The sequence below is a fragment of the Neisseria sicca genome, assembly GCF_014054945.1.
GTDB classification, from domain to species: domain Bacteria; phylum Pseudomonadota; class Gammaproteobacteria; order Burkholderiales; family Neisseriaceae; genus Neisseria; species Neisseria sicca.
Genome location: NZ_CP059566.1, coordinates 2705248 through 2727764 on the forward strand (window position 1 = coordinate 2705248; position 22517 = coordinate 2727764).

Genomic DNA, 22517 nt, shown 5'->3' on the forward strand with positions numbered 1-22517 from the left:
ATGAGGCATTCCTTAATAAACAGCCTGTCTGTATTTGAATCGTTGAGCTACGATATCAAAGTTTATCACTTATTATGAGGTTTAACGGCTTTTAATCTGGCGCGTATAAATAGCTAAAATAATGACGGCAAATACGGTGGAGGCAATCCATCCTGCCGGTTCGCCGACGCGATACCAACCTACTTGTTGTCCGACAAAACCGGCCAACGCGGAGCCGCCTATGCCTAGCAGGGTGGTCATGATGAAGCCTAAGTTTTCTTTGCCCGGGTGCAGGAATTTTGCCAATACGCCGATTACAAATCCAATAATGATGGTGCTGATCCAACCCATATCTCTCGTCTCCTTGTGTGTTGTGAGGAATGTATGTGTGAAAATGCAGTATACAGGCTTGTTTTGTCCCGCTGTGCCATCTTTACAGTTTATAGCGTTGTCCCGTATGGGAAGGGCGGACGGCGGTATTGTAGTGGATTAACTTTAAATCAGGACAAGGCGACGAAGCCGCAGACAGTACAGATAGTACGGCAAGGCGAGGCAACGCCGTACTGGTTTAAAGTTAATCCACTATATTAGTCAGTATTGATTCATGCTAAAAGGTCGTCTGAAATCTGTTTCAGACGACCTTTTGACTTGCCAGGGTAAATTCTGATTATTGGGCAGCTTCAGCGTTTTCGGGAACTTCTTCAGAAACTTCTGAGGCGGCCTCGTTTTCTTGTTCCGACATGTCGTCGGCAGATGGTTCTTGCTCGGGAAGACTGTTGGTATCAAATTTTTCAGAAGGCATGTTGTTCATTGGTGCTTCATATGTAGGCTGCCCAAAATTTTGTTGCTGCATTACTGCGGCAGGAAAGCGTGTCATTACAAAAAATACTAGCGGAATCATGATAATGAAACAAACCAGCATAAGCCACAAATAAGCTTGCATGAAGTGTTTGCGGTTTTTGTTACCGTCCCCAAATGCCCAGACAAATATCATGACAAGGCCTACGATAGGAATGGCGAGTATCAGGAATGTGATGATCCAATCCTTGACGGTCATGACAGCAGTGTCGTTGGGTACATTAGGGTGTGGAGTGTTATTTTGATCCATGAATAAACTACCTGAATGAAAGTAAATGAATAGGTCGGCAGCGGGCGGTTTTAATTTCTAATGTTTTAAAATGTGCTGAATGTTAAAGCGGTGACGCTGTGTAGAATCATTTTGCACCTTTACCCGACTGCCCGGCGATTGCAACATATATTTTATCCCAGCTGCAAGGAGGGGAATGTTATCTTTCATTCCGTTTTCATGCAAGTGGGCGGGTGGCGGGATAAGGCATTGAGGTGGGATGTGTTGGATTTTGGGTCATATGTGGATGGGTTTTAATGGAATGGGGCGGCTTTGCCGTGTTCTATTAAATTCAATCCACTATGGGTAAGAAACTCAGAAGCGGGTTGATGAAATGGGGTGATGTGCGGGTTGGTACCGCAAAAGGAAATTTAATGTAAAGGTCGTCTGAAAATAGGTTTTCAGACGACCTTTAGGATTGTGAACTATTCTGCGGCAGGTTTTACCGTGTTGCGGACATCGCCGCTTTTTTCTTTATGTTTCAGCACCGCACGGTCGAGCTTGTCCATCAGAACATCAATGGCGGCGTACATGTCTTGTTCAACGGCCTCGACGTGGAGGTCTTTGCCCGCCAGATGGATGTCTGCTTCAGCCTGTTGATTGAGTTTTTCCACAGAAAGGGTGATGGTAACGGAAATGGCGTTGGCTGCGTGGCGGTTGATGCGTTCCAATTTTTCGGAAACGTAGTTTTTGATGGCCTCGGTAACGTCGAAATTCAGACCGGTGATTTTCAGATTCATAATACAGCTCCTTCGGTGGGGTTCAGTCCGTCAGAAACGGAACGGGAAAACTGCGGTTTAAAACTGTCATTCGGTAAGTTTGCGTTTGTGTGCCGGCGGGACGTCGAGCGATTCCCTGTATTTGGCGACGGTGCGGCGGGCGATGTCTATGCCCTGTTGTTTGAGGAGGCGGACAAGGGTTTCGTCGGAATGGGGTTTGCTGCTGTCTTCGTTTTCGATAATCTGCCCCAAAACGGCTTTAATCGCGCCTTGGCTCAGGCCTTCTTTGTCGCCTTCGGAATTGACTGCCTGTGTGAAGAAATAGCGTAACGCAAATAGTCCGCGCGGGCAAGACAAATATTTTTGGTTGGCGGCGCGCGAAATGGTGCTTTCGGCAAGCCCCAATTCGGCGGCTGCGTCTTTCATGAGCATGGGCGCGAGCCCGATTTCGCCGAAGATGAAGAAGTCTTCCTGATTTTTGACGATGTATTCGGCAAGGCGGATGACGGTGCTTTTGCGCAGTTCGAGAGAGTCGATGCGCTGCTTGGCTTCGTTGATTTTTTCTTTCCACTCGGGTGCACCGTCTTCTGCGGATTTCATCAGTTCGCAGTATTCGCGGTTGAGTTGCAGCTTGGGCCAGGCGGCTTCGTTGCCGATGACTTTCCAGCCGTCTTTGCCTTCTTTGACCCAAACGTCGGGCTGGATGTAAGCGGTCGGTTCGGAGGAGGCGAAACCGTAGGCGGGGTAGGGGTTGAGCGTGGCGATGATGTCGAGTGCGGCTTCTATGGTTTCGCTGTCGATTTCGGGAAAGAGTTTGCGGAAGCGGATGATGTTTTGTTTGCGGTTTTTGCCCAAATCGTGCAGCGAACTTTGGATGAGGTGGGCGGCCGCCTGACGCGCGGGGCTGGCGGGCAGGCGCATGAGTTGGAGCATCAGGGATTCGGTCAGGTCGGCGGCGGCAACGCCGGGCGGGTCGAAGGTCTGCAAAAGGTCGAGGGCGTTTTGCAGTTCGTCTTCGTCCAGCATCCATTCCAAGGGCGTGTTGTCGATAACGTCTTGGATGCTGTCGGTGAAATAGCCTTGGTCGTCCAGGAAGTCGATAAGGATATGGACGTAGGCGGCTTCTTTGTCGGAAAGAGGGTGTTCGCACACTTGGGCGTGCAGGTATTGGTTGAAATCTTCTTCTTTGGCAATGTTGAGCCATGCGTCTTCGGCATCGTCGCCGCCGAGGTGGTTGCTGCGCGGCATGGTGGTGCCGTGATTGAACTCTGCGTCGGCAAATTCGTCGGTTTCGGGACGTTCGAGCAGGGGATTGTCCTGCAACCAGTCTTCGACCTCGCGTTCGAGTTCGATGCCGGACATTTGCAGGATGCGCAGGGATTGTTGCAGACGTTGGTTGAGTTGTTGGGTCTGCCTGAGTTTGAGGCCGAGTAAGGTCATGGTGCAATGTATGTTGATTGGTTTTATGGTGGATTGGACTTGAAGCGGTGCGGCTTGGCTTACATTACGCTGTCAACTGCTTCTTGTTCATCCACTATGTGATTTCAGACGACGTTTGGTTTGGTAAGGAGGCGAAGAAGGGTCGTCTGAACGGATTTTGTGGTGTGTTTATAGGCGTTTGGTCAACGCTTTTTATTTTTTATCCTAGATGTGTATTTCAACATTTTGCCTTGCCGCCGTCAACTGACGAGGCATGTTTGAAGATAGGTATCCGGATATTGATAATGTGGGTTGGAGATTCGTTTGTTGATGGCTTTTATAAAAATTTAAATAAATCATATGGTTGATTGTATTCAGGATGTATTGTTTGAACGGCGTGCGTTTCATTGCAGATGAAACTGATTTTTGTCCGACGTGTCATTTGTGGGAAAAGGGATGCGGACATCGAATGATTTGGGATCATGAAACGGCATTAAAGGTCGTCTGAAATCCTGTTCTCTAAAGCTTTGGACTTTGTTGAACCTGAATTTTCAGACGACCTTCCTTCATTTACTGCTTATTTATTGTTCGGATGGGATTCCATCGGTGCAGACAAAGGCAGTTCGGGCATGGTACGGGCGGTGTCGGAAACATTGCCGGACAGGGTTTTCAGGAAGGCAACGATGTTGTCGGTGTCTTCTTTAGATAAGTCTTTGCCCAGTTGTGCTTTACCCATGATGGTAACGGCTTTGTCCAATTCCCAAACGCTGCCGTTGTGGAAATATGGATAAGTTTTGGCGACGTTACGCAAGCCCGGGACGCGGAAGAAGAATTCGTCTTCGGCTTTTTTGGTTACGTCGGCACGGCCTTTGTCGTGTTTCGGATCTTCGATGAATTTCCAGTACGGGCCTTCAACCAAACCGAATTTTTGGAAGGTTGCGCCGCCAAGGTTGACGCCGCTGTGGCAGGCGATACAGCCGTTGTCCATAAAGGCGCGCACGCCTTTGCGCTCTTGTTCGTTCAGGGCGTTGACGTTGCCTTTGAGGTAGTCATCCCATTTGGTCGGCGTCAACAGGGTGCGTTCGAATGCGCCCAGTGCAGTGGTGATGTTTTTGAAGGAAACTGCGCCGTCTTCAGGGAAGGCGGTTTTAAACAGTTCTTGATATTCGGGGATTTTGGCAATTTTGGCAGCGGCTGCTTCTTACGAGTCGTTTGCCATTTCCACAGGGTTCACCAACGGTCCGCCGGCTTGTTCTTCAACGTCGGCCGCGCGTCCGTCCCAGAACTGCATGCCGAGTAGGGCGGCGTTTAAAGCGGTCGGGGAGTTGCGTCCGCCGAACTGTCCTTTATGGCCTTGGCTGGTCGGCAGGTTGTCCACGCCTGCGGTGGCAAGGTTGTGGCAGGAGTTGCAGCTTACGGTGTTGCCTTTGGAGAGGCGCGGCTCATACCATAATTGATGGCCGAGTTTGACCTGTTCTTCGGTAAACGGGCGCAGTTTCTGCATTTCTTCGGCACTCGGCAGCGGTTTGAAGATGCCTTGCGCGCGTTTGAGCAGCTCTTGGTCTTCAGGTGAAGCATTGCTGTCAACGGCAGCTTGGGACGCTGCTGAGGCAGCTGAAGCTGCGTCAGGGGTCGTCTGAACGGCAGAGGCTTCGGTCGGTGCGGAAGCAGGTTTTTGTTCTTTGCTTTCCTGTCCGCCACAGGCGGCCAATGCGGATAAAACAGCAAGCGACAGGAGCAGTCGGGTGTTGCGGTGGTTCATGGCGTGTTCCTTTTTGTAGTGGATATTATTATGAGTAAGCACCGTTTCCGTTGATTGCCGTGATGAATGGCGGGCGAAAATGGGGAATGACATTCCGCTTTGTTTGCGTCCGTTTGATATGTCCGGCTTTTTTGTCCGCGAAGTATAAACAGCGGGCGGGGTTTGCCCTTTGCGGTAAATCAATATTGGATTTTCAATAGAAATAAGCAATATATGTGATAGCTTCTGCATTTTCATGCGGTTTTCATGTTGAATAGGCCTCTATCGCTTGCACTGCCAAGCCGATTGGTTTAAATTAAACGACAATTTACCGTTGGAAGACACACAATGAAAATCACCGTCATCGGCGCAGGTTCTTGGGGTACAGCCCTTGCTCTGCACTTTGCCAGCCACGGCAACGAAGTCGCCCTTTGGACACGCAATCCCGAACAAGTCCGTACATTGCAGGCAGAACGTGAAAACAAACGCGGCCTGCCCGGTTTCCCTTTCCCTGAATCCTTAACCGTTTATGCCGATTTGGGTGATGCGCTCAAAGACAGCGGGCTCGTCCTTGTCGTAACTTCTGTCGCAGGTTTGAGAAGCAGCGCGGAACTCCTCAAACAACACAATGCCGACCATATCCCCGTCCTTGCTGCCTGCAAAGGCTTTGAACAAGACACAGGGCTGTTGACCTTCCAAGTATTGAAAGAAGTATTGCCTGAGAACAAAAAAATCGGCGTGCTGTCAGGTCCGAGCTTTGCCCAAGAACTCGCCAAACAACTGCCTTGCGCCGTGGTTGTCGCCTCAGAAAATCAGGAATGGATCGAGGAATTGGTGCCGCAACTCAACACCAACGTAATGCGCCTTTACGGCAGCACGGACGTTATCGGCGTGGCTGTCGGCGGTGCCGTCAAAAACGTTATGGCAATCGCCACCGGTCTTTCCGACGGTCTCGAATACGGGCTCAATGCGCGTGCGGCGCTGGTGACGCGCGGTCTCGCCGAAATCACCCGTCTTGCCATGGCTATGGGTGCGCAGCCCAAAACCATGATGGGGCTTGCCGGCATCGGCGACCTTATCCTGACCTGTACCGGCGCACTTTCGCGCAACCGCCGTGTCGGTTTGGGTTTGGCAGAAGGCAAAGAACTGCATCAAGTGTTGGTGGAAATCGGCCATGTTTCCGAGGGCGTCAGCACCATCGAAGAAGTGTTTAACACCGCTGTGAAATACCAAATCGATATGCCCATTACCCAAACCCTGCTGCAACTCATCCGCAAGGAAATGACCCCGCAGCAAGTTGCAGAAAGACTCATGGAGCGCAGCGCGCGCTTTGAGTAAGACCGAACGGCAAAGGTCGTCTGAAAACATCAAGCCAAAAAGTTTCAGACGACCTCAACATTCGGTAGCGATTGACATCCCTGCATCATCATCCTAATATCCTGACCGCCTGCCACCATGCGGCAATACGGAAGCCTATACATGAATCAATCACTCGACACCTTGGAAGTCAGCGTTTACCAGCTGACCCAAAAATTTGAAACCCTTGTTGGTGAAAACCGCCGCCTTAACGAAGAAATCGACCGCCTCAAGCTCGAGCATGAACAACAAAAGCGCGAACACGAAGCTGCCGTTGACGAATTGAGCGAAGCGCTGCTCGTACAAGTCGGCAGACTCAAAGAAGACCTACAAGGCAAAATCGACAACCTTACCGCCGAAAAAGAACAATACCGCAGCGCATTAGAGCAGACTGCAGAAAAAATCCGCCGGCTCATTGCCCGCCTGCCGCAAGAAACGCAATCATAAGGACACGCCATGAGTATCGAACAAGTCAGCCTCGACATCATGAATGTCAATTTCACCATCAACACCCCGAGCGAAGAAAAAGATACCCTGCTCCAAGCTGTTGATATGCTCAACAAAAAAAGTGCCGCCATCAAAGAGAGCGGACGCATTGTCGGCAGCGATAAAATCGCCATTATGACCGCGCTCAACGTCGTCCACGACCTCCTTAAAATCACACTCAAAGACGATTTGGCAATAGGTGAATTTGAGCGTAAAATAACCGACATGAACAACGCTTGCCAAAAAGCTTTGGCGCGGTTGGAACAAAACTGATTTTTCTTTTTCCCTGCGGTGTCCGCGAAGGCATATATTCCTTTGAACCAATAAGTTCGCTTAAGGTTGCCGGGAGTTGCAGTGGGCGCGAGCGTCTATCCTTAGATGCACCCGAAACTGCCCGAGGTGACCGCCTTGTCAACAAGGTTCAAGCGGATTCAGCCAAAACGGCTCTCGCGGGGATTCCCATATCAAGCCATGCCCGATTGCGGCATGGCTTTCATTTATCATCGGCTTCGACGTCGTCTGAAAAACCAAACTTAAAATCAAAAAACATATCCCGATATTTTGAATCAACAGCAATGTTTTCCAACCTAAAAACAACATTTCCCAATGCATAAAAACGCCATCATAGAAAAAACACTTTCAGACGACCCCAATCCGATTGACAAAAGCCAATCCCATCTTTAAAATTCACAACTTTCTATATCTATCTGGATTTCCACTATGAAAACCTTTTCAGCGAAACCCCACGAGGTGAAGCGCGAATGGTTTGTTATCGACGCCCAAGACAAAGTTCTGGGTCGCGTTGCAGCCGAAGTCGCACACCGTCTGCGTGGCAAGCACAAACCTGAATACACCCCCCACGTTGACACTGGCGACTACATCATCGTCATCAACGCGGACAAACTGCGTGTAACCGGTGCCAAATTCGAAGACAAAAAATACTTCCGTCACTCCGGTTTCCCCGGCGGTATCTACGAGCGTACTTTCCGTGAAATGCAAGAGCAATTCCCGGGTCGCGCTTTGGAACAAGCCGTAAAAGGCATGTTGCCTAAAGGTCCATTGGGTTACGCCATGATCAAAAAACTGAAAGTGTATGCTGGTGCAGAACACGCCCATGCCGCACAACAACCCAAAGTTTTGGAATTGAAATAAGGACACGACATGAACGGTAAATACTACTACGGCACAGGCCGCCGCAAAAGTTCAGTGGCTCGTGTATTCCTGACTAAAGGTACCGGCCAAATCATCGTAAACGGTCGTCCCGTTGACGAATTCTTCGCCCGCGAAACCAGCCGCATGGTTGTTCGCCAACCTTTGGTTCTGACTGAAAACGCTGAAGCGTTCGACATCAAAGTCAACGTTATCGGCGGCGGTGAAACCGGTCAATCCGGTGCTATCCGTCACGGCATTACCCGCGCCCTGATCGACTTCGACGCTGCGTTGAAACCTGCCTTGTCTCAAGCCGGTTTCGTGACTCGCGATGCCCGTGAAGTTGAACGTAAAAAACCAGGTCTGCGCAAAGCACGTCGCGCAAAACAATTCTCCAAACGTTAATTCGTTTTTGGAATCTCAAAAAGCCCTGCAATGCAGGGCTTTTTTTATTTGTTGCATCTCTTGAATTGCCTATGCATTTTTGAGACTGGTTGAAAGAGGGCGGACGGCTGAGAGATAGTAAGTTGAGACGGCAGGATTCGCGTTAAGTTTTTCTATTTCTTCAAATGTCGAAAATATGAAATTTCTTTTCACATTCCCCATTGATACAATGAGGTTTTTGCAGGGTCGTCTGAATATGACGGATTTCTCAAAGGGGCTTGTGGCGGCGTTGGCTTCCAATTTATTGTTTTCCATGCTGTTTCTGTACGGAACTTGGATGCGTCCGATGACCGGGACGGAAGTTTTCGCTTGGCGCATGGTTGCAATGTTGGTGGCCATATGCGTATTGATGGGCATGAGCGATGGCTGGAAGGCGGCAGGGCAGTTTGTTCGTGAAACGGGCAGGAATTGGAAACGTTGGTTTTTGATTATGTTACCCACGCCTGTTTTCGCAAGTCAGCTTTGGCTGTTTGTATGGTCACCGGTCAATGGCGAAGGCGTGAATGTGGCAATGGGCTATTTCCTGTTCCCATTGGCGATGCTGGCGTGTGGCAGGATTTGGTTTAAGGAAACGCTTAACCGTCTGCAAATAGTAGCGGTCGTATCGGCATGTTTGGGCGTGGCATGGGAGTTGGTACGATCCGGCGCATTTTCATGGGCGACGGTATGGGTATTCGGAACATATCCCATCTATTATTTGGTGCGCCGCAAACTGGGCGTGCCGGCATTGATAGGGCTGACGTTTGATTTGCTCGTGATTGCACCTTGTGCCTTGTTTTATATTCTGACGCAAACCGATACCATTAATTTGATTGCGTCTACCCCAAAACTTATCGGCTTTATCGTACTGCTGGGTATCAATAGCGCGGTCGCCATGCATTTGAATTTAAAAGCAAGCCAATTATTACCCATTGCCGTATTCGGTATGTTGAGCTATTTGGAACCGGTCTTGCTGTTTATCATTTCGATTGCGTGGCTGGGCGAACCTTTGGAGAGCGGGGCATTAATCAGCTATGGATTTATCTGGTTGGGGTTGAGTCTGATGATGGTAAACGGATGGCTGGCAATGAAGAGAAGGGTCGTCTGAAACATCTTTTCAGACGACCTTTGCCGTTTCCATTAAAATACCGTATTCCCATTTTTCAGACGGCCTCTTCCCATGTTTCCCGACCAATCCGCCCCCAATCTGCTGCAAGGCTTAAACCCCGAACAACTTTCCGCAGTAACCTGGCCGCCGCAATCCGCCCTTGTGCTGGCGGGCGCGGGCAGCGGCAAAACGCGCGTACTGACCACGCGCATCGCATGGCTTTTGCAAACCGGTCAGGCAAGCGTACACAGCATTATGGCGGTAACGTTTACCAACAAAGCTGCCAAAGAAATGCAAACCCGACTCGGCGCGATGATTCCCATCAACGTCCGCGCCATGTGGCTCGGCACGTTCCACGGTCTCTGCCACCGCTTTCTACGGCTGCACCACCGCGATGCCGGCCTGCCGTCTTCCTTTCAAATCCTCGACAGCAGCGACCAGCTTTCCCTCATCAAACGCCTGCTCAAAAGTCTCAACATCGCCGAAGAAATCATCGCGCCGCGTTCGCTGCAAGGCTTTATCAACGCGCAAAAAGAATCCGGTTTGCGCGCTTCCGTGTTGAGCGCGCCCGACCCGCACACAAGCCGCATGATTGAATGCTACGCCGAATACGACAAAATCTGCCAACGCGAAGGCGTGGTCGATTTCGCCGAACTCATGCTCCGCAGCTACGAAATGCTGCAAAGCAACGAAATCCTGCGCCAGCACTACCAAAACCGCTTTAATCACATTCTGGTCGACGAATTCCAAGACACCAACAAACTGCAATACGCCTGGCTGAAACTCATGGCGGGCGGCAACGCGGCAGTGTTTGCCGTCGGCGACGACGACCAAAGCATCTACCGCTTCCGCGGCGCGAACGTCGGCAACATGACCGCGCTGATGGAAGAATTCCACATCGACGCGCCCGTCAAACTCGAACAAAACTACCGCTCCGTCGGCAACATCCTCGCCGCCGCCAACGCCGTTATCGAAAACAACGACGAACGCCTCGGCAAAAACCTGCGCACCGACGCCGAAGCAGGCGACAAAATCCGCTACTACTCCGCCTTTACCGACCTCGAAGAAGCCCAATTCATCGTGGACGAAACCAAAGCCCTCGAACGCGAAGGCTGGGATTTGGACGAAATCGCCGTCCTCTACCGCAGCAACGCCCAATCGCGCGTCATCGAACAAAGCCTGTTCCGCAGCGGCATCCCCTACAAAATCTACGGCGGACTGCGTTTTTACGAACGCCAAGAAATCAAACACGCACTTGCCTACCTACGCCTCGCCGTCAATCCCGACGACGACAACGCCCTCTTGCGCGTCATTAACTTCCCGCCGCGCGGCATCGGCGCGCGTACCGTCGAAAACCTTCAGACGGCCTCAAACGAACAAGGCATCACCCTCTGGCAGGCAGCTTGCAATGCCGGCGCAAAAGCCACCAAAATCGCCGCCTTCGTCCGCCTCATTGAAGCCCTGCGCAACCAAGTCGGACAAATGCCCCTGTCCGAAATCATCGTCGGCATCCTCAAAGACAGCGGCCTGACCGAACACTACCGAACCCAAAAAGGCGACAACCAAGACCGCCTCGACAACCTCGACGAACTCGTCAACGCCGCCATCGAGTTCAAACCCGAAGACAGCAACTTCGAAATCCTGCCCGACAACATTTCAGACGACCCCGCCTTCCCCATCCTCGCCTTCCTAAGCAATGCCGCCCTCGAGTCCGGCGAAAACCAAGCAGGCGCGGGCGAAAAAGCCGTCCAGCTCATGACCGTTCACGCCGCCAAAGGCTTGGAATTTAACGCCGTCTTCCTCACCGGCATGGAAGAAGGCCGCTTCCCCAGCGAAATGAGCCTTGCCGAACGCGGCGGCCTCGAAGAAGAACGCCGCCTCATGTACGTCGCCATCACCCGCGCCAAGAAACGCCTCTACATCACCATGGCGCAACAACGAATGCTGCACGGGCAAACCCAATTCGGCATCGTCTCCCGCTTCGTCGAAGAAATCCCACCCGAAGTATTGCATTACCTGTCCGTCAAAAAGACCGCCTACGACAGCTACGGCGGCAGCCCGCGCCAAACCGCCGCGCCCAAAGACAAAATCATCGACGACTACAAACAGCCGCAAACCTACGCAGGCTTCCGCATCGGACAAAACGTCCGCCACGCCAAATTCGGTACAGGCGTGATTATCGATGCCGTAGACAAAGGCGAATCCGCCCGACTGACCATCAACTTCGGCAAACAGGGCGTGAAAGAGCTGGATACCAAATTTGCGAAATTGGAAGAGATGTAAAAGGGAGATGGCAGAGGTCGTCTGAAACCCGTAGCGTGGGCTTTGCCCACGAATCAAACTCAAAATTTCAGACGGCCTCTTTTACCCAATATTATCGTGGGCAAAGCCCACGCTACAATGTATACCGACGAGGCAAAAGGCCGTCTGAAAACGGGAGGAGCAATTTTGCCGAAACCTCCGCCGTCATTCCCGCGCAGGCGGGAATCCAGATGTAGGTCGGATACTTGTATCCGACAAAAACATTTGACGCGTCTGTCGTTTCCGAAAAACCGCTATTGGAAGTGTCGGATTCGAGAATCCGACCTACGGGCAAAAAAAACCGTAGCAGGAGAGAATAGAAACCCGTAGCGTGGGCTTTACCCACGAATCAAACTCAAAATTTCAGACGGCCTCTTTTAGCCAACATTATCGTGGGCAAAGCCCACGCTACAATGTACACCGATGGGGTAAAGGCCGTCTGAAAACGGGAGGAGCAATTTTTGCCGAAACCTCCGCCGTCATTCCCGCGCATGCGGAAATCCAGATGTAGGTCGGATTCTTGAATCCGACATTTTCAAACATTTCTGCCATAATCAAAAGCGGTAAAACATAAAACGTTTGTCAGATACGAGTATCCGACTTACTCATCATATTTAATGCTGAAATCCACATTGCTTCCACCCCAGTGCTTTGGGTAAATCCCCTGTTTCACATAACGGTGAAAAGTAGAAAACGGCCAATCGGAAACCTGACCGACATAGCCATGCTTTACGGGATTAAAATGTAGGTAATTGAAATGATGGATAAAGTCCGTTTCATCACGAATGGTATGTTCCCAAAACCTTTTTTGCCAAAGCCGACATTCCCCTCCAATCAAATATTGGCTGTACCGTTTAATTTGCCGCCAACGTTCCGAATAAGCTGCATCATTTTCAGGAAGACACCAAATCGTATGAAGATGGTCGGGCATCAGCACCCATGCCTCAATTTCAAACGGATACCGCTCCCGAACCGTCATTACCGCCTGCCGCAAGGCCGAACGCACCGTTTCATCAGTCAGGATTTTTTGTCGTTTATCAGCAACCACCGTAAAAAAGTAAGTACCGCCCGTTTGATAAAAGCGTCGGTATCGCATGAATTCCCTTTTTCAATTAAGTTTTTGTTTTTCAGAAAGATTTTTGTCGGATACAAGTATCCGACCTACATCGAAACCGAACAATCCATGTAGGTCGGATTCTCGAATCCAACATTCCAATCATTCCCGAATTTTCTCAAGGTGTGGACATCGTTTTTTTGTCGGATACAAGTATCCGACCTACGTTGAAACCGAACAATCCATGTAGGTCAGATTCTCGAATCCGACATTTCAATCATTCCCGAATTTTCGCAATGTGTGGACATCGTTTTTTTGTCGGATACAAGTATCCGACCTACATCGAAACCGAACAATCCATGTAGGTCGGATGCTTGAATCCGATATTTCAATCATTCCTGAATTTTCTCAAGGCGTGAACATCGGCTTTTTTGTCGGATACAAGTATCCGACCTACGTTGAAACCGAACAATCCATGTAGGTCGGATTCTCGAATTCGACATTTCAATCATTCCCGAATTTTCGCAATGTGTGGACATCGGCTTTTTTGTCGGATACAAGTATCCGACCTACGCCTTTAATTACAGCGACAGCAGGTCGCCTTGGCATGAAGCGGTGCGTAATTCTTTGTCCACATTTGTACCGCATTCCCATACTCCCGATCCTACGGTATAGCGGATATTAATTTTTTTATTGGTGATTTTGTCGTTTACGCCACTGCTTTTGAAAGTAACGGTCAGCAGGCATTGGGTTTCAGTCTTTTTCAGAGCGACGTCATTGACGAAATTGCCCGTATGCACGCTGGAGGTAAACCAAGGTTTGGTGGTATCACAGGCATTAATACCCTCGGTAGAAATAGCCTCGACCAGTGGGCTTTTCAGACCGGCAAGGATTTCATGCCCTTCAGTTGCCTGCGCTTTGGCGGTATAGTTGCCGAACAATGGTAGGGCGATAGCGGCAAGTATGCCGAGAATGGCGACGACAATCATCAGTTCGGTGATGGTAAAACCTTGTTGTTTCATACGACAGCCTTTGATGAAGTGTGTTTGGGAAGTAATCGATTTAACCGATTTGAGTTATTTGACAATGATTGTAGAAAAGCCCGTTTGAATACGGGCTTTTCTGTTCAATCCGAGTTTACGGATTAAGATTTTTTGCGGCAAGCAGCAGGTGCTACGTTATCACCCAAGGTAGTATCGCATTCCCATGCTCCTGTTGCAGGAGTCAATTTCATAGAAATGGTTTTTCCAGCCACTTTATCGTTGACACCGGCTGATGCTGCTTTAAAAGTAGCAGTCAGCGTACAAGTAGCTGCATCATCTTGACCAGCATGTTCCGCTTTTACACCAGCAACATATTTGCCAGAAAGGACAGCAGACTTAAACCAAGCCGGGTCAGTAGCAGCAGCAGTACCAGTAGCAGCAGTACCGTTACAAGCTACATCGTTACTAGTTGCAGCCACTGCCTCAACCAAAGGCGTTTTCATACCACCCAGGAGTTCGTAGCCTTCAGTCGCTTGTGCGCGGGCGGTGTAGTCGCCGTACATAGGCAGGGCGATTGCAGCCAGGATACCGATAATTGCTACGACGATCATCAATTCGATCAGGGTGAAACCTTTTTGGATTGCTTTCATTTAATAAACTCCAGTTTAAAAAGTGTTGTGAATAAAAAAATGTTTGTTGTTAAAAAATCCGTAATGTGTTTGGCTCTGCTTGTTTATGAGTAAAACCATCAAGTAGAAGGAATATACAGCTTCCCGGTTTGGGCTTTGTTGCTTCGTTTCCCTTGCCGGACGTAATGTATCAAGCAGGGAATGTGCCAAGTCTGGATTTTTTTAGATTTTTTGTGAAAATATTTTGTAATTTTATGTTTTTAATAGGTTTAAATTTGTTTTGAAGGATTTTTCGGGCAGATTTTGGCTTTTTTATGACGTAGGATTGTTTCTGCGATATGACGTGTTTTGTCATTTTTTGATTTTTTTGGGGGAAGCGAAGAAGACGTTTTGTGTCACGTGCCGTGTTTCGTCACTTTTGAAAGCCGTTTTTAATAATATTTGAATATTTTGACAAACGGTATGGTTATTTAGATAAACGGTATTTTTGAAATTTAGATATTTTTAGTATATTGATTTGTCTGATATTTTTAATATGGTATTTTGATATTCGGTATTTAATTAGGATAATCGGTAATTCATAATAGAAATTTATGGAAATTAATTTAATTTTGAATGATTTTTTTCAGCGTTCGAAGCCTCTTTTAAAAAGGGGATAATCGATAGGGATACCCGCCCTGCCTTTTTTCGATTTTGCACATTATTTTTGGCAGATTCTGCCTGCATTAGCTGATGGCGATAATGATATAGTGGATTAAATTCAAATCAGGACAAGGCGACGAAGCCGCAGACAGTACAGATAGTACGGAACCGATTCACTTGGTGCTTCAGCACCTTAGAGAATCGTTCTCTTTGAGCTAAGGCTAGGCAACGCCGTACTGGTTTAAAGTTAAGTCACTATACTTGGTCTTGATTTGAATCTATATATAGATGATGGAAACGGCAAAAGGTCGTCTGAAAATCTCGAATTGAGGTTTTCAGACGACCTTTGGGGTCTGTTTTATCGGTGAAGCTTAGAAACCGGGTTGCTAAGGCTAGCTTGGGTTTTGACCATCAAGCCAGCGGGGCGAGCAGTTTGTCGAAGGCTTCTTCAAACTGTTTCAAACCGTCTTCCTGCAAGCGGTTGGCGAGGGTTTCTACGTCTATGCCGAGCGCGGCGGTTTCGGCAAGCTGCGCTTGTGCTTCGTCGATTCCTTCGGTCAGCGTGGCTTTGGCTGTGCCGTGGTCGATGAAGGCTTTGAGGGTGGCGTCGGGAACGGTGTTGACGGTGTGCGCGCCGATCAGGCTGTCAACGTAGAGCGTGTCGGGATAGGCGGGGTTTTTGACGCCTGTGGATGCCCATAAGAGCTGCACGCGGTTTGCGCCTTTGGCTTCCAGCGCGGCAAATTCGGGGCTGCCGAAGTATTGCGCCCAGTCTTGGTAGGCGGCTTTGGCAAGGGCGATGGCGATTTTGCCTTTGAGGTGGTCGGGCAGCGTGGCGTCAAGCGCGCCGTCCACGCGGGAGATGAAGAAGCTGGCGACGGCTTGGATATGGGCAACGCTTTGTCCGGCTGCTAAACGTTTGGCGATGCCGCGCGCGTAGGCTGCGTAGGCTTTGAGGGTTTGGGCGCGTGAGAACAGCAGGGTCAGGTTCACGCTGATCCCGTCGGCGATGAGGGTCTCGAGTGCTTCGATGCCTGCGTCGGTGGCGGGGACTTTAATCATAGCGTTTTTACGCGCGATGGCGGCATGGAGGCGGCGGGCTTCTTCTACCGTGCCTTGTGCGTCTTTGGCAAGCTCGGGGGAAACTTCGAGGCTGACGAAACCGGTCTTGCCGCCGGTGGATTCGTGTTCGGCAAGGCAAACGTCGCAGGCTGCCTGTACGTCGGCTATCGCCATGGTTTCGTAGCGTTGTTTGGGGCTGAGGTCTTGTTGCTTGAGGGCGGCGACTTCATCGGCGTAAAGCGCGTCGCCGGCAAAGGCTTTTTGGAAGATGGCGGGATTGGAAGTGACGCCGCACACGCCTTGTTTCAACATTTGCGCCAATTCGCCGCTTTGCACGAGCGAGCGGGAAAGGTTGTCCAGCCAGATTTGTTGTCCTAATGCTTTAACGTCCGATAAAATAGTCATCTCTGATTCCTTTAAATATAGGTTATTTGTGAAGCAGGCGGTAATGCTACCCCTATTCGGAAAATTTGGATAGATTATTAGGGCATTTAATGATGTCCAAAACGATATAAAACGAACACAAAAAGGCATGAAATTATGGCAGGGAACGGTCAATATCTCGATTGGGCGCGCGAAGTGTTGCACACCGAAGCGGAAGGCTTGCGCGAAATTGCGGCGGAATTGGACGAACAATTCGTCCGCGCGGCAGACGCGCTGTTGCACTGTAAAGGCAGGGTCGTCATCACGGGCATGGGCAAGTCGGGACATATCGGGCGCAAAATAGCGGCGACCATGGCTTCAACCGGCACCCCCGCGTTTTTCGTCCATCCTGCGGAGGCGGCACACGGCGATTTGGGTATGATTGTGGACAACGATGTCGTCGTCGCGATTTCCAATTCCGGCGAAAGCGACGAAATCGCCGCCATCATTCCTGCGCTCAAACGCAAAAACATCACCCTAATTTGCATCACCGCCCGCCCGGACTCGACCATGGCGCGCCATGCCGACATCCACATTACAGCATCAGTTTCCAAAGAAGCCTGCCCGCTGGGACTTGCCCCGACCACCAGCACCACCGCCGTTATGGCTTTGGGCGACGCGTTGGCAGTCGTTCTGCTGCGCGCCCGCGCGTTCACGCCCGACGACTTCGCCTTGAGCCACCCCGCCGGCAGCCTCGGCAAACGCCTGCTTCTACGCGTTGCGGACATTATGCACAAAGACGACGCCCTGCCCGCCGTCCGACTCGGTACGCCCTTAAAAGAGGCCATCGTCAGTATGAGCGAAAAAGGCTTGGGTATGCTGGCGGTAACGGACGAACAAGGTCGTCTGAAAGGCGTGTTTACCGACGGCGATTTGCGCCGCCTGTTCCAACAGCGCGACCGCTTTGACGGGCTGACCGTCGATGAAATCATGCATCCTTCCCCCAAAACCATCCCCGCCGAACGCCTCGCCACCGAAGCCCTGAAAGTCATGCAGGCAAACCATGTGAACGGGCTTTTGGTAACCGATGCCGACGGCGTGTTGACCGGCGCGCTGAATATGCACGATTTACTGATGGCGCGGATTGTGTAAAGGCGGGCTAACCTTTTTCAGACGACCTTTATGTTAGAATAGGTCGTCTGAAACTTGGCAATCCGCAAGGAAACACTATGCAAACCTTAGACCCCGAGCTGCAACAGCGCGCGGCGCATATTAAGCTGCTGATATTGGATGTGGACGGCGTTTTGACCGATGGCCGCATCTTTATCCGCGACAACGGCGAAGAAATCAAATCGTTCCACACCCTGGACGGACACGGCTTGAAGATGCTTCAGGCAAGCGGCGTGCAGACTGCGGTTATCACAGGTCGGGACGCGCCCTCTGTCGGCATCCGCGTCAAACAGTTGGGCATAAATTACTACTTCAAAGGCATTTCGGACAAACGCGCCGCCTATGAAGAATTGCGCGCGCAGGCGGGCGTAGAAGAAGCCGAGTGCGCCTTTGTCGGCGACGATGTGGTCGATTTGCCGGTGATGGTGCGCTGCGGATTGCCGGTTGCCGTTCCCGATGCGCATTGGTTTACGCTGCAACACGCCGCCTATATTACAAAACACGCAGGCGGCGCAGGCGCGGTGCGCGAAGTGTGCGACCTGATTATGCGCGCGAAAGGTACGCTGGGCGCAGCTTTGAACGAGTACATCAAATGAAAGTAAGATGGCGGTACGGAATCACATTCCCTTTGGTGCTGGCGGTCGCGCTCGGCGGATTGTCGGCATGGCTGGGACGCATCAGCGAAATCGACATTGAAGAAGTCAAACTCAACCCCAACCAGCCGCAATATACGATGGACGGCATAGACGGGCGGCGGTTTGACGAACAAGGTCGTCTGAAAGAGCATCTGAGCGCAAGAGGAGCAAAACAGTTTCCCGAAAGCACCGACGTCCATTTCGAGCTACCGCACCTCGTCTTCTTCCAAGAAGGCAGCCGGCTTTACGAAGTCGGCAGCGACGAAGCCGTGTACAACACCCAAACCAAACAACTCCTGTTCAAACACAACGTCGTCCTGACCAAAGCCGCCGATGCCAAGCGGCAGGCGGGCGTCGTTAAAACCGAGCTTCTGCACGTCGATACCGAATCGCAATACGCCAAAACCGACACGCCCGTTACCTTTCAATACGGCGAATCGAGCGGCAGCGCCGAAGGTCTGACGTATGACCACAAAAAAGGTTTGTTGAACTTCCCATCCAGAGTGAAAGCCACGATTTATGATACAAAAAATATGTAAGGCATGTGTTTTAACCGCATTTTTCGCCACCGCCCCCGCCTACGCCCTGCAAAGCGACAGCAAGCAGCCGATACAGATTGAAGCCGACCAAGGCTCGCTCGACCAAAACAACCAAAGCACCACCTTCACCGGCAACGTCATCATCAAACAAGGCACGCTCAACATCCGCGCCGGCAGCGTCAACGTCTCCCGCAACGACAAAGGCGAACAGTTTATGAAAGCCAGCGGCTCGCCAGTCCGCTTCAGCCAGACGCTCGACGACAACAAAGGCACGGTTAACGGACAAGCAAACAACGTAACCTACTCCTCCGCCATCAACCTCGTTACCCTGACCGGCAACGCCAAAGTCCAACGCGGCGGCGACGTTGCCGAAGGCGCAGTCATCACCTACAACACCAAAACCGAAGTCTATACCATCAACGGCAGCTCCAAAACAGGTGCCAAATCCGCCGCCAAATCCGGCAGGGTCAGCGTCGTCATCCAGCCGTCCAGCACCCAAAAAACCAAATAACCAATATCTGACAACACAAAAGGTCGTCTGAAAACCAACATAGCAAGTTCCCAAAACACCTTTTCAGACGACCTCCGAACCAAGAGTCATTTATGAGCGAAAACACCAGCCGCCTCGTCGTTCAAAACCTGCAAAAAAGTTTCAAAAAACGCCAAGTCGTCAAAAGCTTCTCCCTCGAAATCGAAAGCGGCGAAGTCATCGGTCTGCTCGGCCCCAACGGCGCAGGCAAAACCACCAGCTTCTACATGATCGTCGGACTCATCGCCGCCGACGCTGGCAGCGTTACCCTAGACGGACAAGAACTGCGCCACCTGCCCATACACGAACGCGCCCGCCTCGGCGTCGGCTATCTGCCCCAAGAAGCCTCGATTTTCCGCAAAATGACCGTCGAACAAAACATCCGCGCCATTTTAGAAATCAGCACCAAAGACAAAAGCCGCATCGACAGCGAAGTAGAAAAACTGCTCGCCGACCTCAACATCGGACACCTGCGCCACAACCCCGCCCCCTCCCTATCCGGCGGCGAACGCCGACGCGTCGAAATCGCCCGCGTACTCGCCATGCAGCCGCGCTTCATCCTCTTGGACGAACCCTTCGCCGGCGTAGACCCCATTGCCGTCATCGACATCCAAAAAATCATCGACTTCCTCAAATCGCGCGGCATCGGCGTACTCATTACCGACCACAACGTACGCGAAACCCTCAGCATCTGCGACAGAGCCTACATCATCAGCGACGGCACCGTCCTCGCCTCCGGCAAGCCGGACGACTTGGTCAACAACGAACAAGTCCGCTCCGTCTATCTCGGCGAAAACTTCAAATACTGATTTCAAATACTGACCATGACAAACCGCACAAAAAATTGTGCGGTTTTAAAATAACAAAGCATCAGAAAGGTCGTCTGAAAACGTTTTCAGACGACCTTTCGGGTAGGTTGGGTTGAAAACCCAACAACGCAGAAGATTCAACGGCTTTTGTTGGGTCTAAACCCAACCTACATTGGCTGCGACAGATTAAACAATCGAACCCGATTGGCAAGACAGTATCGACGCACCGCCGCTCCGTAGCATGGGCTTTGCCCGCGAAAGCCGTTTGAAAAACCTTTAAACCGAAGGATGTCATAAAACCGAACGGAAAATAACCGTTTCAAAACAAAGGTCGTCTAAAAAAACGATTTAGGTTTTTAAACGATCCTTATTCAAAAATAAAAACTTATAAATTTATAAACTCTCCTTAATTGCCCAACCATAACCACTGCGAGTTTTTTCCTCAAATGAATCAACCAATTTTTCAGTTAACCCATCATTTTCAATAACAGCTTTTATGAAATCACTTGCTATTGTATACGGATGTATTTTGTTTATTGGAGTTTCAATAGGAGCTACCATGAATCCATATTTAATTAAAATCCTTTCCAATTCATAATGATTTTCTCTCGTCAACTCTATGGATACTCCTGTACTATCGCGATAATATCCGTTGTCAGCTTCTCTAGGATCAATACACTTACCCTCAAAAAAATAGGCACGATCTTTATAGTACTCAGGCTCACTTCTTTGAATAGGATTACCATTAATATCCAAATATTCAAATTTGGGAATTGGGGCGGTTTGTATAATGAAAAAGTTTTTATACGGAGTATTTCCTCTGTAAACATGTATCTTATCAATTTTACACTCTACTCCAAAACCATCTTTAAAATTCCCCATTATCCATAACTCATCTTTTTTATTCCAATTTTCGGCATAATTATCGCCCCCATCTTGATTCATACACCAAAAATTTTCTCTTGTATTAATTCCATTAAAATTAGTTAAAAATTCTTCAATTAACTTTGGATTCTCTAAAGTTTCTATTCTTCGTATAGTAGTACATGTTTGTCTGATAATCTTGTCCAAATCATAGATAGCATCCCAAACTCTCTTTTCAAAACTCTGCTCCCGTAAAAATCTTTCTCTATCACCATCTAAATTTCTAATTTCTTCATTGATCTCATCGATAGATTGGAATCTATCCTCCTGCCTACTGGCTAAACATTTATCAATGATTGCATCAAAAAATGGATGATCAGGTAAAGCCCTCATTCTTTTGCTACCTTCATGTGTATCCCCTGTTATCAACCATTGTATGATTTGACCTACTGCAAAAATATCACTAGCGAAAGTTGTTTCTCCTCCAGGGACTGATTGTTCAGGAGCACTAAATTTATAATTAGCTAGCCTTTCCCCACCTCTTGTCTCAGACAATCTATCGTATAATTCGGGATCGAAATGAGCAATTCCAAAATCCCCTATAACCAAATCTTCAATTTTATTTTCCTTCATATTGATATAAATATTTTCAGGCTTCAAATCCCTGTGTATGATTGAGTTATGATGTAAATGATGAATGCCTTTACAGAGCAAATTAAATATCAATTCAATATTTTTAATTTTCTCTTGTTTATCTTCAATATTGTCTAAAACAATTTCCTTAAATTTTTTTAGGGAGCAATCAAATTTTTTAGAAATAATGATATAGTAAAAATCATCATTTATTTTTACCTTATCAAAATGATACTGAGGCAAGATGTTTTCATGAGACGGACATTGAGCAAACGTAAAATACTCATCTATAAACCTTTTTAATTTTCGCTCATCGCCATTAACAGTTAAGAACTTAATAGCATATTTTTTTCCATTTCTTTCAAATAAGAAAACTGTAGAATTCCCTCCATTACCTAGTTGTTCACTTGAAAAAGAAAATTCTCCAATATCAGTCTGTAGAGGAGATTCTTTTAATTGTTGATACAAAGATGGTTTGTTTGATGTAGTCATAATACATTTCCCAAAGAGTATTTTTTAATTAAGAATTAATCATCTAATATAAAAGATATACTTTTTAATGATTAATTTCTCGTGCAATTATACCTATATGTCTTAATAAAAAGAAACAATATTTGGCATGATTATCCCATAAGGCTGATCATGCCAATTTTTCACTACTTTCATTTCTACAAAGATAGGAATGACGGCGGAGGTTTCGGCAAAATTGCTCCTCCCGTTTTCAGACGACCTTTGCCTCGTCGGTATACATTGTAGCGTGGGCCTTGCTCACAAAAATGGCGGGAAAAAGAGGTCGTC

At 49.1% G+C, this 22517-nt stretch carries 21 protein-coding genes, 1 other RNA gene and 1 pseudogene; 13 read left to right on the forward strand and 10 right to left on the reverse strand.

Annotated features, from left to right (window positions below; genetic code table 11):
- Positions 1-81: 81 nt before the first annotated feature.
- The 5 genes and pseudogenes from H3L95_RS12830 to H3L95_RS12850 form a co-directional block, all read right to left on the reverse strand.
- Positions 82-330, reverse strand: a complete 249-nt coding sequence (locus tag H3L95_RS12830) for a GlsB/YeaQ/YmgE family stress response membrane protein (protein WP_003757105.1) — start codon at positions 328-330, stop codon at positions 82-84.
- Between the two features lie 316 nt (positions 331-646).
- Entirely contained in the window at positions 647-1087 is a 441-nt protein-coding gene (locus tag H3L95_RS12835) for a hypothetical protein (RefSeq protein ID WP_003757100.1), read from the reverse strand.
- A gap of 443 nt (positions 1088-1530) precedes the next feature.
- Positions 1531-1845, reverse strand: a complete 315-nt coding sequence (gene hpf / locus H3L95_RS12840) for a ribosome hibernation-promoting factor, HPF/YfiA family (RefSeq protein ID WP_003757098.1) — start codon at positions 1843-1845, stop codon at positions 1531-1533.
- A 66-nt stretch (positions 1846-1911) separates the two neighbouring features.
- Positions 1912-3264 (reverse strand): RNA polymerase factor sigma-54, encoded by a 1353-nt coding sequence (gene rpoN / locus H3L95_RS12845; protein WP_003757096.1) that lies wholly within the window; start codon positions 3262-3264, stop codon positions 1912-1914.
- 556 nt (positions 3265-3820) lie between these two features.
- Positions 3821-5005, reverse strand: a pseudogene (locus tag H3L95_RS12850) (cytochrome-c peroxidase).
- A 327-nt stretch (positions 5006-5332) separates the two neighbouring features.
- Between H3L95_RS12850 and H3L95_RS12855 the strand changes: the two are divergent.
- The 8 genes from H3L95_RS12855 to uvrD all read left to right on the forward strand — a co-directional run bounded on the left by H3L95_RS12855 (position 5333) and on the right by uvrD (position 11789).
- A complete protein-coding gene (locus H3L95_RS12855; RefSeq protein WP_003757087.1) occupies positions 5333-6322 on the forward strand; it encodes an NAD(P)H-dependent glycerol-3-phosphate dehydrogenase in 990 nt (329 codons plus the stop codon).
- Positions 6323-6463: 141 nt separating this feature from the next.
- Positions 6464-6787 carry a hypothetical protein gene (locus H3L95_RS12860; RefSeq protein WP_040668222.1) on the forward strand — a complete coding sequence of 108 codons (324 nt, stop codon included), beginning with the start codon at positions 6464-6466 and terminating at the stop codon, positions 6785-6787.
- Between the two features lie 9 nt (positions 6788-6796).
- A complete protein-coding gene (locus H3L95_RS12865; protein ID WP_003744050.1) occupies positions 6797-7099 on the forward strand; it encodes a cell division protein ZapA in 303 nt (100 codons plus the stop codon).
- A gap of 7 nt (positions 7100-7106) precedes the next feature.
- A non-coding RNA gene (ssrS, locus tag H3L95_RS12870) (6S RNA) lies at positions 7107-7286 on the forward strand.
- A gap of 260 nt (positions 7287-7546) precedes the next feature.
- Positions 7547-7978 (forward strand): 50S ribosomal protein L13, encoded by a 432-nt coding sequence (gene rplM / locus H3L95_RS12875; RefSeq protein WP_003744049.1) that lies wholly within the window; start codon positions 7547-7549, stop codon positions 7976-7978.
- Between the two features lie 9 nt (positions 7979-7987).
- The gene (rpsI, locus tag H3L95_RS12880; RefSeq protein ID WP_003744048.1) at positions 7988-8380 is read left to right on the forward strand and encodes a 30S ribosomal protein S9; all 393 of its coding nucleotides are present in this window, start codon (positions 7988-7990) and stop codon (positions 8378-8380) included.
- A gap of 235 nt (positions 8381-8615) precedes the next feature.
- Positions 8616-9506 (forward strand): EamA family transporter RarD, encoded by an 891-nt coding sequence (gene rarD, locus H3L95_RS12885; protein WP_040668246.1) that lies wholly within the window; start codon positions 8616-8618, stop codon positions 9504-9506.
- A 72-nt stretch (positions 9507-9578) separates the two neighbouring features.
- Positions 9579-11789, forward strand: coding sequence for a DNA helicase II (gene uvrD, locus H3L95_RS12890; RefSeq protein ID WP_003757081.1), 2211 nt, complete (start codon positions 9579-9581; stop codon positions 11787-11789).
- Positions 11790-12408: 619 nt separating this feature from the next.
- On the opposite strand, the gene H3L95_RS12895 is transcribed toward uvrD, so the two are convergent.
- The 4 genes from H3L95_RS12895 to tal all read right to left on the reverse strand — a co-directional run bounded on the left by H3L95_RS12895 (position 12409) and on the right by tal (position 16582).
- Positions 12409-12903, reverse strand: a complete 495-nt coding sequence (locus H3L95_RS12895; RefSeq protein WP_003757077.1) for an REP-associated tyrosine transposase — start codon at positions 12901-12903, stop codon at positions 12409-12411.
- A gap of 539 nt (positions 12904-13442) precedes the next feature.
- Complete coding sequence (locus H3L95_RS12900) at positions 13443-13883, reverse strand: pilin (RefSeq protein WP_003757073.1); 441 nt, start codon at positions 13881-13883, stop codon at positions 13443-13445.
- A 122-nt stretch (positions 13884-14005) separates the two neighbouring features.
- A complete protein-coding gene (locus H3L95_RS12905; protein WP_003757071.1) occupies positions 14006-14494 on the reverse strand; it encodes a pilin in 489 nt (162 codons plus the stop codon).
- Positions 14495-15526: 1032 nt separating this feature from the next.
- Positions 15527-16582, reverse strand: coding sequence for a transaldolase (tal, locus tag H3L95_RS12910; protein ID WP_003757062.1), 1056 nt, complete (start codon positions 16580-16582; stop codon positions 15527-15529).
- A gap of 135 nt (positions 16583-16717) precedes the next feature.
- On the opposite strand from tal, the gene H3L95_RS12915 reads away from it, so the two are divergent.
- From H3L95_RS12915 to lptB, 5 genes are all read left to right on the forward strand, one after another.
- The gene (locus tag H3L95_RS12915) at positions 16718-17692 is read left to right on the forward strand and encodes a KpsF/GutQ family sugar-phosphate isomerase (protein ID WP_003757060.1); all 975 of its coding nucleotides are present in this window, start codon (positions 16718-16720) and stop codon (positions 17690-17692) included.
- Positions 17693-17769: 77 nt separating this feature from the next.
- Positions 17770-18306, forward strand: coding sequence for a KdsC family phosphatase (locus tag H3L95_RS12920; RefSeq protein WP_003757058.1), 537 nt, complete (start codon positions 17770-17772; stop codon positions 18304-18306).
- On the forward strand, positions 18303-18884 hold the full coding sequence (gene lptC / locus H3L95_RS12925) for an LPS export ABC transporter periplasmic protein LptC (protein WP_003757057.1): 582 nt from the start codon (positions 18303-18305) through the stop codon (positions 18882-18884). The genes H3L95_RS12920 and lptC overlap by 4 nt, the downstream gene beginning before the upstream one ends.
- Complete coding sequence (lptA, locus tag H3L95_RS12930; protein WP_003743816.1) at positions 18865-19395, forward strand: lipopolysaccharide transport periplasmic protein LptA; 531 nt, start codon at positions 18865-18867, stop codon at positions 19393-19395. The genes lptC and lptA overlap by 20 nt, the downstream gene beginning before the upstream one ends.
- Positions 19396-19487: 92 nt before the next feature.
- Positions 19488-20222, forward strand: a complete 735-nt coding sequence (gene lptB / locus H3L95_RS12935; protein WP_003757055.1) for an LPS export ABC transporter ATP-binding protein — start codon at positions 19488-19490, stop codon at positions 20220-20222.
- 393 nt (positions 20223-20615) lie between these two features.
- Here lptB and H3L95_RS12940 read toward each other — a convergent pair whose 3' ends face one another.
- A complete protein-coding gene (locus H3L95_RS12940; RefSeq protein WP_003757051.1) occupies positions 20616-22211 on the reverse strand; it encodes a protein kinase domain-containing protein in 1596 nt (531 codons plus the stop codon).
- Positions 22212-22517: the final 306 nt, after the last annotated feature.

What these genes read in the sequence shown, in the direction of transcription:
- H3L95_RS12830 (WP_003757105.1), bottom strand. Translation starts at nt 330, where the DNA reads ATGGGTTGGATCAGCACCATCATTATTGGATTTGTAATCGGCGTATTG.
- H3L95_RS12835 (WP_003757100.1), bottom strand. Translation starts at nt 1,087, where the DNA reads ATGGATCAAAATAACACTCCACACCCTAATGTACCCAACGACACTGCT.
- hpf (WP_003757098.1), bottom strand. Translation starts at nt 1,845, where the DNA reads ATGAATCTGAAAATCACCGGTCTGAATTTCGACGTTACCGAGGCCATC.
- rpoN (WP_003757096.1), bottom strand. Translation starts at nt 3,264, where the DNA reads ATGACCTTACTCGGCCTCAAACTCAGGCAGACCCAACAACTCAACCAA.
- H3L95_RS12855 (WP_003757087.1), top strand. Translation starts at nt 5,333, where the DNA reads ATGAAAATCACCGTCATCGGCGCAGGTTCTTGGGGTACAGCCCTTGCT.
- H3L95_RS12860 (WP_040668222.1), top strand. Translation starts at nt 6,464, where the DNA reads ATGAATCAATCACTCGACACCTTGGAAGTCAGCGTTTACCAGCTGACC.
- H3L95_RS12865 (WP_003744050.1), top strand. Translation starts at nt 6,797, where the DNA reads ATGAGTATCGAACAAGTCAGCCTCGACATCATGAATGTCAATTTCACC.
- rplM (WP_003744049.1), top strand. Translation starts at nt 7,547, where the DNA reads ATGAAAACCTTTTCAGCGAAACCCCACGAGGTGAAGCGCGAATGGTTT.
- rpsI (WP_003744048.1), top strand. Translation starts at nt 7,988, where the DNA reads ATGAACGGTAAATACTACTACGGCACAGGCCGCCGCAAAAGTTCAGTG.
- rarD (WP_040668246.1), top strand. Translation starts at nt 8,616, where the DNA reads ATGACGGATTTCTCAAAGGGGCTTGTGGCGGCGTTGGCTTCCAATTTA.
- uvrD (WP_003757081.1), top strand. Translation starts at nt 9,579, where the DNA reads ATGTTTCCCGACCAATCCGCCCCCAATCTGCTGCAAGGCTTAAACCCC.
- H3L95_RS12895 (WP_003757077.1), bottom strand. Translation starts at nt 12,903, where the DNA reads ATGCGATACCGACGCTTTTATCAAACGGGCGGTACTTACTTTTTTACG.
- H3L95_RS12900 (WP_003757073.1), bottom strand. Translation starts at nt 13,883, where the DNA reads ATGAAACAACAAGGTTTTACCATCACCGAACTGATGATTGTCGTCGCC.
- H3L95_RS12905 (WP_003757071.1), bottom strand. Translation starts at nt 14,494, where the DNA reads ATGAAAGCAATCCAAAAAGGTTTCACCCTGATCGAATTGATGATCGTC.
- tal (WP_003757062.1), bottom strand. Translation starts at nt 16,582, where the DNA reads ATGACTATTTTATCGGACGTTAAAGCATTAGGACAACAAATCTGGCTG.
- H3L95_RS12915 (WP_003757060.1), top strand. Translation starts at nt 16,718, where the DNA reads ATGGCAGGGAACGGTCAATATCTCGATTGGGCGCGCGAAGTGTTGCAC.
- H3L95_RS12920 (WP_003757058.1), top strand. Translation starts at nt 17,770, where the DNA reads ATGCAAACCTTAGACCCCGAGCTGCAACAGCGCGCGGCGCATATTAAG.
- lptC (WP_003757057.1), top strand. Translation starts at nt 18,303, where the DNA reads ATGAAAGTAAGATGGCGGTACGGAATCACATTCCCTTTGGTGCTGGCG.
- lptA (WP_003743816.1), top strand. Translation starts at nt 18,865, where the DNA reads ATGATACAAAAAATATGTAAGGCATGTGTTTTAACCGCATTTTTCGCC.
- lptB (WP_003757055.1), top strand. Translation starts at nt 19,488, where the DNA reads ATGAGCGAAAACACCAGCCGCCTCGTCGTTCAAAACCTGCAAAAAAGT.
- H3L95_RS12940 (WP_003757051.1), bottom strand. Translation starts at nt 22,211, where the DNA reads ATGACTACATCAAACAAACCATCTTTGTATCAACAATTAAAAGAATCT.